Genomic DNA, 14,616 nt, shown 5'->3' with positions numbered 1-14,616 from the left:
TGATAAAATACTAAGAAATAACGGATGATGAACCGGTGGTCCCGGGTGCTGCTTCAACCTTTTTAGAGGGCCGGGCAGTACGTGCCTTGATATATCCCATGACCACTTTCTTGCCTTGTGAGATATAGTCCAGAAGAGGACGGTGAGACGGACACGTATACTGGCACGAGCCACAGGATATGCAACTCGTTATCTCTTCGCCTTCCAGACGGTCATAATGCTTCAATGCAGAAAGGGTAGCCAGGAGATAAGGCTCCAGTCCCATCGGACATACCGACACACATTTTCCGCAACGGATGCAGGGCTGGGGGTCCTTCCTGTGAGCATCCTCACCACTGAGGACGGTAATGGCATTCGTACCCTTGCAGATGGGGACATCAAGGGAGACGACCGATTTCCCCATCATCGGGCCGCCCGCCAGGACCTTGTTGTCTCCCTCAGGCAAACCTCCGCAAGCCTCAATCAACTGGCGGAACGAGGTTCCCAGTCTGACCTGGAAATTACAGGGATGAGCGATGCCCTTTCCCGTAACCGTCGTCAGACGCTCTATGAGCGGCTTGTTTTTCATCACCGCCTGATAGACCGCCATGGCTGTACCGACATTCTGGACGATCGCTCCTACATGTACAGGAAGGGCGGGAGGAGCAGGAATCTGACGGTGAAGCACAGCATCGACGAGTTGCTTTTCTCCCCCCTGCGGATATTTCCTGGTGAGAGGAACGACCTTGATACGGGGATCACCGGCCGTCTTTTCCTCCAGCAGCCGGATCGCTTCAGGTTTATTCTCTTCGATGCCAATGTATCCTTTCTGCACCATCGCGGCCTTCATCAGCAGATCAAGTCCTACAAGCAGTTCATCCGGATATTCCATCATCAGACGGTAATCAGAAGTAATATAAGGTTCACATTCCACCCCGTTGAGGATGATACATTCAGCCTTTGTGCCGGCGGGAGGATTCAACTTGACCATCGTAGGGAAACTGGCGCCCCCCATCCCGGTCACCCCTGCCTTCTGAATCCGGCCCATGATGATCTCAGGAGTGAGTTCCGGATGATCCTCAAGTTTCTCCAACCGGTCACTACGGTCAATGCCAGGCTCCCACTCATCCCCTTCCGTCTGCACCATGACAGCCGGCTGCAGATACCCGGTAGCATCGATAGCCTTGGCGATATCTATGACTGTTCCCGAGACAGAGCTATAGACCGGAGCACTGACGAAGCCGCCGGCTTCAGCGAGGAGGGTTCCCACCTTGACCTTGTCGCCCTTCCGTACCACAGGCCGGGCCAACGCGCCGATATGCTGGTTCAGAGGGAAAACAGCCCTCTGGGGCAATGCAGCCCTCTTCACGGGGCACTCTGCCGTAAGTTTGTTTTCATCAGGGTAAACACCCCCAATTTTAAAAGTATATAATTTCATGCTTTTGCATCCTCCCGGTTTTCTGACTGTTTTGACATGGACACCTTTTCTGTATTCGCATGCTGGCGAGGTATCGGAAAATTAACCTTGACGATCGCACCGGTAGGACATACCTCCACGCATTTTGTACAGAGCCGGCACCGGTCAAAGTCGATATAACTCAAATGATCTATAATAGTGATCGCATCAAAAGGACAGACCTTCTGGCATTTGCCGCAGCCGATGCAAGCCACCGAGCACACCGCCCTGGCCAGTCTGCCCGGATCCTTGTTGACACACTGCACATAGATACGGCGGCCCTTAGGCCCCTTCTTGCGAAGTTCAATGATATTTCTCGGACACGCTTTCACGCACGCCCCACAACTTGTACAGCGGTCTTCGTCAACCTCAGGCAGGCCGGTCTCACGATTGATATGGATCGCGTCAAACGAACAGGCGGCGACACAATCCCCACAACCCAGACAGCCATAGCTGCACCCCGTCTCCCCGCGGCCGCAGGCATCCATGGCAGCACACGTACGCAGACCATCATAGACAGCCACCTGGGGCCGGTGTTCACAAGTACCGTTACATCTGACAACGGCTACCATAGGATCTTTAGCCGACACGGTCATCCCCAGAAGATCCGCTATCCGAGTCATCACCCGCTCACCCCCGACAGGGCAATAAAGTCCGCTTATTGAACCTTTCCCGGCTCCATTGACAAGAGCTTTCGCCATTGCCGCACAACTGGTCTGACCACAGTTACCACAGTTGGCTCCCGGCAGCAAGTCTGTGACCTGTTCCGTCCGAGGATCCTCCTGCACGGTAAACTTTCTGGAAACGAAATACAAGATCACCGCAGCGATCAAGGCAATGGCTCCCAGGACCAGAACAGCACTTAAAATCATGTTCATAGTATCTTCAGTTATATTTTCAGATTTGTTTCAGTGACCCTTTTCAAGTTGGAACCGCACCTCAGATGAAATCTTCCTTCTTAGAAGAAAGAGCACCAGATAGTAGGGAATCAGGATGCCCACCCCCGCCAGTGCCGCAGCCCCCTCACTATGGGACAACTTCAATACCAGGATCAAGGTTACCACCATGAGGAACAGAGGGATGACATAAGCGATTACAGTAGCCCGCTTTGCCGTCTGTCCGTCCGTGCTGATCACCACCTGCTCCCCATCACGGTGTCCAGAAGCATGAGGATCCCACACATCAATGTATTTCTCACGGACATCAGAGGCATTACAATGACCCGCAATCCGGCATGCCCCACAAGCAGAAGCCTGCAGAATACGCACATGTATACGATTCCCCTCAATGGAATCTATTATTCCCGTATGAGTGATTTTCCCGGTCATTATTCTAATGTTGACTGTTTAAGTAATTTGCAAACCTAATAGTAATAGTGCAAAGGTAACATAAATCTCACAAAGAAACAAGAAAAAGTTTTTTTTTGTAAAAAAAACCTTATGAGCGTTGTCCTTTTCAAGGAAATCTCTTATCTTTGTATGAATTTATCAAAGCCAATCATTATGAAAGCAACGGAACAAACTATTCTGCAAGTTGAACGTTTTATCAACAAAATAGCTCAGAAATTTCCTCCTACGGAAGAGGCTGTCCTGTTAACGGACATTCATGTACGGGCCTATCAGGAAAGCGGGGAATTACGGGCTTTCGACGATGATGAGAATGAGATCACACGCTGTGTAGTGGAACAGTGGATAGACAACAATGATGAAGACTTCTATGAAAAAGTCGCAGAGCTGCTCCGTTCCGAACTTAAGAAACATGCCTGTGTCGTAGACCATCTGAGTATCATGAAGCCCTACAGTTTTGTCCTTGAGAATGAGGATAAAGAGAACGTGGCAGAGCTGTACGTGGCAGATGACGATACCGTTATCATCGGAGGAGACGTGATGCCGGGCCTGGACAAAGACCTTGACAATTTTTTTAAGCACCTGATGAAGGAATAGGATCATCTGCCCTATAGTCCATACGATGAGAACAAAAAAGGAGGATTGAGTCCTCACGGACTCAATCCTCCACAACATGATGTACGAGAAAAAATAAGTTTATCTCAAATACAAGATTATTTGTCACCATTCTCAGGACGGAGCTTACGTACCGTTTCGCCCGTACGCCACATCTCCATATCGTGCATAGCCTTCAATTCCTTGTTCAACTTTTCACGATAATCAGGCTGAGAATTACTGTCAATAGAAATCTGAGCTTCTACGCCACTCTTTACAGAGAGGTACAGCCACTCCATTACTGGATGGATGGCATCACGGAAACGGGGAGCCCAATCAAGAGCGCCACGCTGTGCTGTGGTAGAACAGTTAGCATACATCCAATCCATACCTTTAGCGCCAAACAACGGGCCAAGGCTCTGTGTCAACTCCTCGACGGTCTCATTGAAAGCCTCCGAAGGAGAATGTCCATGCTCACGAAGCACATTGTACTGAGCTTCAAGAAGTCCCTCTATAGCTCCCATCAAAGCACCCCGCTCACCCGTAAGGTCAGAAGTAGCCTCACGCTGGAAAGTAGTCTTGAACAGATAGCCGGAACCGATGCCAATACCCATAGCCAGAACCCTGTCTTCAGCCTTACCGGTAGCATCCTGCTCCACAGCGTATGAACAGTTCAGGCCACGACCTTCCTGGAACATTGTACGCAGAGACGTACCGGAACCTTTAGGAGCAACCATAATGACATCAACGTCCTTGGGAGGAACTACGCCCGTGCGGTCCTGCCAGTTGATTGCAAAACCATGAGAATAGTAAAGCGCCTTACCCTTTGTCAGGTTTTTCTTAATGTCAGGCCATTGTGCGATCTGACCAGCATCAGAGAGGAGCATGCAGAGGATAGTACCCTTCTTTGCTGCCTCATCAATTGAAAATAACGTCTTTCCCGGAACCCAACCATCGGCTTTGGCTTTCTCATAAGAACGACCAGGACGCTGACCAACAATGACATTGAAACCATTGTCACGCAAATTACAAGACTGACCAGGACCTTGAATGCCGTAGCCAATGACTGCAATCGTTTCATTCTTTAAAACTTCACGTGCTTTTTCCAATGAAAATTCCTTGTTGGTGACCACTGTCTCTACAACGCCACCGAAATTGATTTGTGCCATATTGCTAATTTTTTTTATGCGGCCAACACAGACCGCTGTTGAACGATTAAATCTCTATAAAATTAAATCTCTCTTATCTATCAAGTCCGACATTCAGGAAGAGAGATACATCTCCTTCCCTCAAACTCATTAACATTTCCTTTATTGACTGCAAAGGTAATGATTTAAAATGAAATGGCAAAATTTTGTATCACTTTTTTATAAAAGTAGCCTTGCTTCTTACAACCTCGATTTCCTTAGAAGACATCGGCTCCGTTTTCGTGACTTTAAAAGAATAGATACCCTCACCCTCATCTTTCCGGTAGATATTCAGTTGGTCCCCCTGATGGCTTTCCGCCACGTATGCGATCTCAAAGCGTTTCAGCGTATTCCGGCGATAATAGTCCAGATCGAAAAGATCCAGGATATGATCAATATAGCGAATACTGTTAATATGACCGTTGACATCCACATCGCTATAATAGGTATTGACCGTACGTACCTTAACGGTATCATCCTTTACCTGCACCCTGGAAGGTTTAGCTATCGGGCACACCTTATCCTTATTGATATACTGTAAAATATCATCCTCATGAATCGTTTTGAGATCTACAGGCTCCCTTGTCCGGGTATCAATGACAGCCCAAATACTTCTGGCATAGCCATACACCTTGTGAGACAGCGTGTCGATAATGGCAAAATTCCTGCACGAAAATGAGCGCAGGACGCTTTCCACCCATGTCACCACGGTATATTTCTGATTCACCATCGGCATATCCTGCATCTCGATCACCAGACGACTCAGCACCCACGTACGGTGGATGCTATTCATGAAGTCCATTCCAAAGCCGTGCTCACTGCTATGATAATCGGAAGAATTGAGCAGCTCCTGCCCCAGTTCACCCCAGAAAAGATGATGCGTAAAATCACTATGGAATTCCTCAGCGATAAAATTATATTCTCCAGCCTGATTATTCACCATACGTATCCTCTCCTTCCTTCCCGCAATCCTTAAGATAATCTGAAATAGGTTCCTTGAAACTCCGTGTGACAGCGATCCTACCACTACGGGTATACTGTAAGAGACAGCCAAAACCATCCAACGCATGGAACAGATCAGTGATCTCTTCCGTCAGTCCGGCCAGAAGGACGGTGCTGTAAGTAGGGTTCACCTCCATCATCCGTGCATCATGACGGCGGATTGTCCGGGACACTTCAGGATTATCGAGCAATACGGAAGAAGAAATCTTATAAAGGGCAACCTCATGGATGAAGAGTTCATCATCCAGATAATAGTCTGCCTTCAAGACATCAATGATCTTCTCTATGGCCTTTGTAATCTTACTGATCTGTTCTTCATCACTCCACGCCGTAATAGTATATTTATGAATGTTCCTGACACTGCTGGCAGAAACATTCAAACTTTCGATATTTACCTGGCGGCGCGTGAAAACGGCCGTAATCTGATTCAAGATACCGGCAATGTTCTCTGAATAAACTAATAATGTATATAATTTCTTATGACTATCCATTTTCTCTGCTCTTAAAGTCCAACTTACCGATTCTATTCCATCTGTTAAAGTCTGCTCCCTCAGCAATCCAGGATCAGTTTCATCTGGTCCACGCTCGTTCCGGGAAGAATCATCGGCACGATGTTCTCCTCCTCCTTAATGGCACACTCCAGCAGGTAAGGGCCTTTCGTCGACAGCATCTTCCCCACCTTTTCCTTAAGATCCTTCCGGTCAATGACCACATCATAAGCGATACCATAGCCTGCTGCAATTTCCTGATAATGCGGATTGAGCATTCTGGTAAAAGAATGACGATGGTGGAACATCAGATCCTGCCACTGGCGGACATTACCCAGATAATTATTATTCAGCAGGATCATCTTCACTGGCACCTGCTGCTCCATGATCGTACCTAACTCCTGGATGCTCATCTGGAGGCCGCCGTCACCCATGAAGCAACAGACAGTACGGTCAGGTGCGCCGAAGGCAGCTCCCACCGCAGCAGGCAGTCCGAAGCCCATGGTTCCGAAACCACCACTGGTCACGATGGACCGCGAGCGCTTGTATTTGAAATAACGGCTGGAGATCATCTGGTTCTGGCCGACATCATTTACCAGGACAGCTTCACCATTCGTCTGCTCGGCTACCACATTGACCACTTCCCCCATGAGCAATGGTCCATCCTTCGGATGAATATCAGGTTCGATGACCTTTTCCCGCTCCTCCACGGCATATTTGTGGAAAGATTCACGCCAGGCGGCATGACTCCGCTTATGCAGCAGTTTTGTGAGAGCAGGGAGCGACTCCTTACAGTCTCCGATGACCGGAACATCAACCGGAATATTCTTGTTGATTTCAGACTTGTCTATATCCAGATGGATAATCTTCGCCTGTCTGGCATAAGAAGAAGGCGTCCCGGTATCCCGGTCACTGAAGCGCATCCCGATGGCGATGAGGACATCACACTCCTGCGTTTTCATATTTGTAGCATAATTACCATGCATACCGAGCATGCCCATATCCAGCGGATGGTCACTCGGTAATGCCGACAGGCCGAGCAAGGTCCTTCCTGCAGGGATGTCAGCCTTCTCCAGAAAATCGACCAACTCCTTCTGTGCACCGGCAAGTTCGACCCCGTGGCCGACCAATGCAAAAGGTTTCTCAGCATGGTCAATCAGCTCCGCAGCCTTACGGACATCCTCCTCATTCAATCGGGGATAAGGGCGATAGGAACGGACACTCTCCACCTCCACCGGTTTCCATTCACATTGGCCGGTCTGAGCATTTTTCGGAAAATCCAGGACCACAGGTCCAGGACGGCCGGAACGGGCTATATAGAAAGCCCGGCTGACGGCCCATGCCACATCTTCAGCACGGCGGATCTGATAAGCCCACTTGGTGATCGGCTGGGCGACCCCCACAAGATCGACCTCCTGAAAGGCATCCGTACCTAGAACTCCGATACCTACCTGACCGGCAATCACAACAATCGGAGTAGAATCCATCATCGCATCAGCAATCCCTGTAAGCGTATTTGTAGCTCCAGGGCCACTGGTCACCAGACATACCCCAACCTTTCCGCTCACACGTGCAAACCCTTCAGCAGCATGAGCTGCAGCCTGTTCATGACGGACCAGAATATGATTAAAACATTTTTCCTCTCCTCTTGTATAAGTATACACGGAATCATAAACCGGCATAATATTTCCTCCAGGATAGCCAAAGATAGTTTCTACTCCTTCAAGACGAAGAGAGCGCATCAATGCCTCTGAACCAGTAATAGTCTCTTTTCCCATAATCAATCTCTTTCTCTCTACTTAAACAAATATCAAACACTTCTGCATGATTCACCTATTGTATATTTACTTCATGATACGCTCCTACCGATCAGTATATCAAGCATAAACGATCCTTCACTCTATCACCCTGACACCTCCCTTATCAGCGGAGGCAACACTCTGGGCATAAGCTTTCAGTGCTTTGGATACAATGCGATGGCGCTTTAACGGTTGCTGAGGACGAGCATTCAATTCCTCCTCCGTCAACTTTACATTAATGCTCCTTCCGGGAATATCAATGACGATGAGGTCGCCATCCTTAAGTTTTCCAATATTCCCTCCGGAAGCAGCCTCAGGAGAGATGTGCCCGATGCTCAACCCTGACGTCCCCCCGGAAAAACGCCCGTCGGTAATCAACGCACATTCTTTCCCCAGATGACGACTCTTGATATAAGAGGTAGGATAAAGCATTTCCTGCATTCCCGGGCCACCCTTTGGCCCCTCATGGGTAATCACGACACAGTCACCAGCTTTAACTTTTCCACCCAGGATTCCCGCACAAGCATCTTCCTGACTGTCAAAGCATACGGCAGGGCCTTCAAAATGCCACAGTTCAGGAGCCACCCCGGCAGTCTTCACGACACAGCCATTCTGGGCAATATTGCCAAAGAGTACTGCCAGTCCGCCATCTTTAGTATAAGCATGCTTCAGATCACGGATACAGCCATTGGCACGGTCCGTATCAAGACTTTCCCATTGAGTATCCTGGCTGCCCATGACCGTAGAGAACCGATGTGCCGGTGCACTATGATAGATGCGGCTGGCATCAGGATCGATCTCTTTACCGGTAATATCATACTGTCTCATCTCTTTGTCGAGAGTTGTTCCGTCCACCCGCTTTACTTTCCCGTTGATCAGCCCTCCTTTATCGAGCTCATTGAGAATACCCAGGATTCCTCCTGCCCGGTTACATTCCTGGACACTATATTTCTGGGTATTAGGAGCGAGTTTACAGATACAGGGGACCTTACGGCTCAACTGGTCAATGTCAGACATCCTGAAATTGACATCACCTTCCTGGGCAACAGCCAGCAAATGGAGAACGGTGTTCGTACTGCCTCCCATGGCGATGTCGAGGGTCATGGCATTGAGAAAAGAATCACGTGTAGCAATATTGCGCGGCAACACGCTATCGTCGCCATCCCGATAATAAGAATAGGCATTCTTGACAATTTGACGGGCAGCATCCTTGAACAACCGGATACGATTCTTATGTGTAGCAAGGACCGTCCCATTCCCGGGAAGAGCGAGTCCGATAGCCTCCGTGAGAGAGTTCATCGAGTTGGCTGTGAACATCCCTGAGCAGCATCCGCAGCCCGGGCAACAGGTCTGTTCGATCTTGGCCAGATCCTTATCGCTGCATGAAGGATCACCCCCTCCGATCATGGCCGTGATCAGATCCGAATTTTCTCCCTTCCAGCGTCCTGCTTCCATGGGTCCTCCGGAACAGAATATTGTAGGAATATTCAATCGCATGGCTGCCATCAGCATTCCTGGAGTAACCTTGTCGCAATTGGAAATACAGATCATGGCATCTGCCTTATGTGCGTTCACCATATATTCCACTGAATCAGCAATCAGATCCCGTGAGGGTAATGAATAGAGCATACCGTCATGCCCCATGGCGATACCATCGTCAATGGCAATCGTATCAAATTCTGCGGCATAGCATCCCAGCGACTCTATTTCTTTCTTGACTAACTGACCGATTTCATGCAGATGGGTGTGACCAGGCACAAACTGTGTGAAACTATTCACAATAGCAATAATAGGTTTACCAAACTGCTCTGGTTTCATACCTGCGGCTACCCAGAGCGCTCTCGCTCCTGCCATTCTTCTGCCTTCAGTACAGACAGCACTCCTTAACTGATGTTTCATAATCTCCTGTATCTTACAATAATTCTCTTGCAAAGATAAGGAGTTTTTGAATAATAGCCAACTATTACAATAAATAAATTTAAAAATAAATCAAATCCGAAAGAGAAATACACGGAAAAGTAACAAATTAAATTATTGTAGTATAAATTTACAATCCTCAGTCACTCCCCTTTTTCCCCAGGGCCAGGCAAAACAATCAGAAAGAAACGACAGTATAAAAGCAGGGAAAGGGAAAATGCGAAATGCCTAAAACAAAAAAGTCCCGATATTCATGATGAATATCGGGACTCCCTTATCAGACTAACCTGACGGTTAATCTTTATTCTGCTGCATTGTTATCATTGAAAGTAGCAACACGGTTGAACTCAATCTGCTTGAAGAGTTTGTCTGTTTCGCCCATACCCTTTGTAGTCAGACGGCTGGCTGCAATATGATATTTTTTAACAAGCGCTTTCTTGACAGCTTCAGCACGGAGCTCAGAAAGTTTCTGGTTGAATTCCTTGCTGCCTTCAGGAGAAGCATAACCCTTGATCTCAACATTGGCATCCTTATTATCCTTCATGTACTTAGAGATCAACTCGATCGGAGCATACTGTGCAGGATCAATGATACTCTTGCCTTGACGGAAAAGAACGGTCGGCTGCAGATTAGTAGCAGTAGCTGGTTTCTCATACTTTGGACGAGCATTCAGAGCATTTTGCAGATCTTCGATTTGCTTGTCCTTAGCAGACAACTGGTTGTCCTTGTCGTTCAAGCTGCTGCGAAGATTGTTGATCTGTGAATTCAGACCATCGATCTCTGACTGATCACGAAGTTGTGCGATAGCGAAGTTATGAGTACCGTTAGAGTTCTTAAACTTGTAGATCAAACCTGCGTTCAGTTGAACGAAAGAACGATTTACATTATAAGCAGCGCCATCATAACCATCACCGTTCAAAGCATAGATAATAGCCGGCTCAACATAAATCTGCCAAGCTTTAGCCTGACCGAGGTTAAACTGGAAGTCAAGACCCAGTTTAGAGCTGATGTTATCCAGGTGGCTGTTGATTCCATGATCAGCAACGAAGTTGAAATCATTTGCCTTGTTAGCACCTCTGGTATAAACCTGAGCGTTACCAAAGGAATGACCCCAGCCGAAGCCATAGACACCACTCACCTCAAAGAACCGGGGAGCGCCCTTATAACCGCCAAACCAATTACTGAAATTGATTGTTGCCAGCAAACTGGTATTCAAGAAACGGACGCCTGTCTTTGCAGAAGCATAAGGCTTGTTGGAAAAATACGCATTACTTTCAGCAGCCAGTCCGAATACAGGAGTGAAATAACGGCCTACACGGATACCTGCATTAGGATCCATACCCTTCATCCAGGCATGACCGGTGGTCTTCGTTACAGCACCTCCATTAATACCCAAATACCAATTGTCGAAAGTCTTGCTCTCTGTAACAGTCTGAGCCGATACAGAAACTGCCATCGTTGCGGCAGCTAACAATAAAACTAACTTTTTCATGTCTCTCTAAAATTTATTAATAGTTTTTAAATTTATCCTTTTTACTCTCCTTTACACACTTCGTAGTTCCCCATTCTGGAGATTCTTTGTGCAAAGTAATAAAAAAAATGTTTAACTTCCAATTTTTTTTGATAATATTTTATGTTTTACAGCATTAAATACAAAAACTCCGAGTTCCTTCCCTTTTTTGTTCCGTAAACGACCTACATTCAAATTAATTTTGTAATTTTGAAGTCTAATGAAAAAGATCATCTTAATTACCGGCGGACAGCGCTCCGGGAAGAGCAGGTATGCAGAGCAACTGGCCCTGAGTCTGTCCCCTTCTCCTGTCTATATGGCCACCGCTCACATCTGGGATGAGGAATTCAGGGCGAGGGTCAGGCGGCATCAGGAACGCAGAGGTCCCAACTGGACCAATATCGAAGAGGAAAAACACTTATCCCGCCATCTTATTAATAATAAGGTGGTAGTCATCGACTGTCTCACCCTCTGGTGTACCAATTTCTTCTATGACCGCCGGAAGGAGGCCACGGAGCAGCCTTCTGTAGATCAGGTCCTTCAGGAAGTCAAATCAGAATTTGATGCTTTCATCCGGCAAGAGGCTATTTTTATCTTCGTCACCAACGAAATCGGGAGTGGCGGAACAAGCGACAGTCCGGTGCAGCGAAGATTCACCGATCTGCTGGGATGGTTCAACCAGTACGTTGCCTCCAAGGCTGATACTGTCATCCTGATGATCTCTGGAATCCCCGTGAACATCAAAGGAACGAGTGATACGACAAGGAACATTCATCAAAAACCCTGAAAATATGCGCACTTTTCATATTCAACCCCCTAACGAACAATTACGACGACCCCTCCAGGCAAAAATAGACAACCTGAACAAGCCCAAAGGATCCATGGGATTCCTTGAAGACCTGGCCTTGCAGATCGGCCTCATACAACACACGCTGTCCCCATGCCTCAGCCATCCCTGCCATCTTCTTTTCGGCGGCGACCACGGCATAGAGCATGAAGGTGTCAGTGCTACCCCTCGTGAGGTTACCTGGCAGCAGATGATCAACTTCACCCGCGGAGGTGGCGGTGTCAACCTTTTTTGCAGGCAACACCATTTTCATCTTCTGATCATAGATATGGGAGTAGACCATAATCTGTCTACGGTCCAGGGAATCGTCCATGATAAGGTTGATTCCGGCACCAAGGATTTCCTCTATGGCCCAGCCATGACAGAGGAGCAGTTTGATGAAGCAATCGACAAAGGAGCACAACTCGTAGACAATTGCCACGAAAAAGGATGCAACGTGATCAGTATGGGAGAAATGGGAGTCGGCAACACCTCCCCGTCTTCCGTCTGGATGTCCCTGTTCGGTCATCTCCCCCTCTCCGAATGTATCGGAGCCGGTTCCGGACTCAATACGGAAGGAACGGAACATAAAAGGGAGATCCTTCAGCAAGCCATAGATCACTTTCTCAACACACATCAGGAATCAGGACGGGACAGAACCCTTACCGTTCTGCGCTATTTCGGAGGCTTTGAAATGATCGGAGCTATAGGAGCCATGCTGCGTGCAGCAGAACTGAAAATGGTCATTTTAATAGATGGCTTCATCATGACGGCCTGCCTTCTGGGAGCTTCCCGTCTGGAGCCGGATATACTTCCCTATGCCCTGTTCGGACATTGCGGAGACGAAGAAGGGCACCGGAAGATGTTAGACCTTTTACACGCCCGTCCCATTCTCTCCCTAGGGCTCCGCTTGGGTGAAGGGACAGGAGCACTATGTGCCTATCCGATCATCGAATCAGCCGTACGTATGATCAATGAGATGAATTCCTTCGAGAAGGGACATATCACGAAATATTTTTAGCCGGCATAGCTCACCCCGCCACGGAACAGGAGAAGAACACAAGATTATTCATATCAAGAATTCAAGCCACCATTTATGAAAGTAGCAATTGACAGTAACCTCAAATGGACTGACCGTATCTGGGCAGCCTTCATCTTTTTCACACGTCTGCCTTTCTGGAGGATTCACCAGCCCCCCAAGGCAGCCTACCGTACAGTAGTCGAGCACTGGCCTCTCGTGGGCTGGCTGACAGGAGCACTGATGGGAGGAGCATTGATCGGGTGTAAACAGTTTCTGCCCCTGACCATAAGTGTTCTGATAGCCATGATTGTACGTATTCTGGTTACAGGAGCACTGCATGAAGACGGGCTGACCGACTTCCTTGACGGGTTTGGAGGGGGAAACGACAGGCAGCGGATCCTGGACATCATGAAAGATTCCAAGATCGGCACATACGGAGTACTGGGAATCCTTTTCTATGAACTGCTTTTCTTCTTCCTGTTACTTAACATAACAGGGAGCAGAGGAGACCTCTACACCTTTCTCTTCGTGGTCGCAGCAGACTCTTTCTCCAAGATGATTGCCGGACAGATCATTCAGATGCTGCCTTATGCAAGACCCGTAGAACAAGCCAAGAACCAAGTTGTCTACCGTAAGTTTTCCGTCCCGGCAGGTCTCAGCCTTTTCTTCCAGGGGGCTATCCCAATGGCAATCTTCCTCTACTATAGTCATTTTGCAGGGTGGGAACTCCTGCTTTTTGTCCCATGCTTTATCATGTATTTCCTCTATCTCCTTCTTTATAAAAAGATAGGCGGCTATACAGGCGACTGTTGTGGCGCACTTTTCCTGCTTGTCGAACTCAGTCTTTATGTCACAGAAAATCTATTATAGTTTATGAAAGTCATATTGATCAGACATACCCGTGTAGGAGTGCCGAAAGGCACGTGTTACGGATGGGCAGACGTACCGGTGGCAGAGACCTTCCCCCAGGAAGCAGCCGAAACAAAAAGCCAACTGGGAAAGTTGATGAAAGAAGAAGGAATTCCTTCTTCCTTTGATGCCGTGTTCACCTCTCCGCTCACCCGTGCCCGCAAACTCGCCGCTTTCTGTGGCTATTCCACGGATGGATTTCCGGCACGGCCGGGAAGGAAATTAGGAAAAGCCACCATTGACAACCGGCTTAAAGAGATGAATATGGGAGCATGGGAGATGAAACGATTCGAAGACATCGCCAAGACGGATCCCTTCATCCTCAAATGGTACGATGACTACATGCACCTGTCCTGTACCGGCGGGGAAGGATTCCCGGACTTATATGCCCGCGTCAGTTCCTTTCTGGATGAGTTAAAGAAAAAGCCTTACCGGCACGCTGCACTTTTCGCCCATGGCGGAGTACTCATCTGTGCAGGAATCTACGGTGGCCTTTTCAGCGCCGAGCATGCTTTCGAACATGAGACGAATTACGGCGGAATAGAAGAAATCAACATCTAATCCTTGTTTGAAAGTCCCGCC

The 14,616-nt window shown here is 48.0% G+C and carries 14 protein-coding genes; 5 read left to right on the top strand and 9 right to left on the bottom strand.

The annotated features are described in order from the left end of the window. Positions 1 to 10: 10 nt before the first annotated feature. Genes rsxC through ACYRYG_RS02525 form a run of 3 tightly spaced genes read right to left on the bottom strand, consistent with a single transcriptional unit; the run spans position 11 to position 2,763 of the window. Positions 11 to 1,417, bottom strand: coding sequence for an electron transport complex subunit RsxC (rsxC, locus tag ACYRYG_RS02535; RefSeq protein ID WP_293428174.1), 1,407 nt, complete (start codon positions 1,415 to 1,417; stop codon positions 11 to 13). Next, a complete protein-coding gene (locus ACYRYG_RS02530) occupies positions 1,414 to 2,313 on the bottom strand; it encodes a Fe-S cluster domain-containing protein (RefSeq protein ID WP_293418714.1) in 900 nt (299 codons plus the stop codon). Before ACYRYG_RS02530 ends, rsxC begins: the two co-directional genes overlap by 4 nt. A 30-nt stretch (positions 2,314 to 2,343) precedes the next feature. Next, a complete protein-coding gene (locus ACYRYG_RS02525) occupies positions 2,344 to 2,763 on the bottom strand; it encodes a SoxR reducing system RseC family protein (RefSeq protein ID WP_293425519.1) in 420 nt (139 codons plus the stop codon). A gap of 174 nt (positions 2,764 to 2,937) precedes the next feature. Between ACYRYG_RS02525 and ACYRYG_RS02520 the strand changes: the two genes are divergently transcribed. Continuing rightward, positions 2,938 to 3,378: a hypothetical protein gene (locus ACYRYG_RS02520; RefSeq protein WP_293423180.1), complete on the top strand. Its 441-nt coding sequence runs from the start codon at positions 2,938 to 2,940 to the stop codon at positions 3,376 to 3,378. A 116-nt stretch (positions 3,379 to 3,494) separates the two neighbouring features. On the opposite strand, the gene ilvC is transcribed toward ACYRYG_RS02520, so the two are convergent. From ilvC to ACYRYG_RS02490, 6 genes are all read right to left on the bottom strand, one after another. Further along, positions 3,495 to 4,544, bottom strand: a complete 1,050-nt coding sequence (ilvC, locus tag ACYRYG_RS02515; protein ID WP_293420077.1) for a ketol-acid reductoisomerase — start codon at positions 4,542 to 4,544, stop codon at positions 3,495 to 3,497. A 190-nt stretch (positions 4,545 to 4,734) separates the two neighbouring features. Beyond that, positions 4,735 to 5,505, bottom strand: a complete 771-nt coding sequence (locus ACYRYG_RS02510) for an acyl-[acyl-carrier-protein] thioesterase (protein ID WP_293420074.1) — start codon at positions 5,503 to 5,505, stop codon at positions 4,735 to 4,737. After that, positions 5,495 to 6,055 carry an acetolactate synthase small subunit gene (gene ilvN / locus ACYRYG_RS02505; protein ID WP_293420071.1) on the bottom strand — a complete coding sequence of 187 codons (561 nt, stop codon included), beginning with the start codon at positions 6,053 to 6,055 and terminating at the stop codon, positions 5,495 to 5,497. The genes ACYRYG_RS02510 and ilvN overlap by 11 nt, the downstream gene beginning before the upstream one ends. A gap of 59 nt (positions 6,056 to 6,114) precedes the next feature. Continuing rightward, complete coding sequence (gene ilvB, locus ACYRYG_RS02500) at positions 6,115 to 7,830, bottom strand: biosynthetic-type acetolactate synthase large subunit (protein ID WP_293423183.1); 1,716 nt, start codon at positions 7,828 to 7,830, stop codon at positions 6,115 to 6,117. Positions 7,831 to 7,947: 117 nt separating this feature from the next. Then, the gene (gene ilvD, locus ACYRYG_RS02495; RefSeq protein WP_460197499.1) at positions 7,948 to 9,750 is read right to left on the bottom strand and encodes a dihydroxy-acid dehydratase; all 1,803 of its coding nucleotides are present in this window, start codon (positions 9,748 to 9,750) and stop codon (positions 7,948 to 7,950) included. 319 nt (positions 9,751 to 10,069) lie between these two features. After that, positions 10,070 to 11,260: an OmpA family protein gene (locus ACYRYG_RS02490; RefSeq protein ID WP_293420062.1), complete on the bottom strand. Its 1,191-nt coding sequence runs from the start codon at positions 11,258 to 11,260 to the stop codon at positions 10,070 to 10,072. A gap of 238 nt (positions 11,261 to 11,498) precedes the next feature. Here ACYRYG_RS02490 and cobU point away from each other — a divergent pair, with 238 nt between their 5' ends. From cobU to cobC, 4 genes are all read left to right on the top strand, one after another. After that, entirely contained in the window at positions 11,499 to 12,065 is a 567-nt protein-coding gene (gene cobU / locus ACYRYG_RS02485; protein ID WP_293423190.1) for a bifunctional adenosylcobinamide kinase/adenosylcobinamide-phosphate guanylyltransferase, read from the top strand. Positions 12,066 to 12,069: 4 nt separating this feature from the next. After that, entirely contained in the window at positions 12,070 to 13,125 is a 1,056-nt protein-coding gene (gene cobT, locus ACYRYG_RS02480; RefSeq protein WP_293423193.1) for a nicotinate-nucleotide--dimethylbenzimidazole phosphoribosyltransferase, read from the top strand. Between the two features lie 75 nt (positions 13,126 to 13,200). After that, positions 13,201 to 13,995 carry an adenosylcobinamide-GDP ribazoletransferase gene (locus ACYRYG_RS02475; RefSeq protein WP_293419964.1) on the top strand — a complete coding sequence of 265 codons (795 nt, stop codon included), beginning with the start codon at positions 13,201 to 13,203 and terminating at the stop codon, positions 13,993 to 13,995. A gap of 3 nt (positions 13,996 to 13,998) precedes the next feature. Further along, positions 13,999 to 14,595, top strand: coding sequence for an alpha-ribazole phosphatase family protein (gene cobC / locus ACYRYG_RS02470; protein WP_293419967.1), 597 nt, complete (start codon positions 13,999 to 14,001; stop codon positions 14,593 to 14,595). The last annotated feature ends 21 nt before the right edge of the window (positions 14,596 to 14,616 follow it).

Source organism: Segatella asaccharophila, from assembly GCF_054687055.1.
This window is presented reverse-complemented; position numbering and strand designations above follow the sequence as displayed.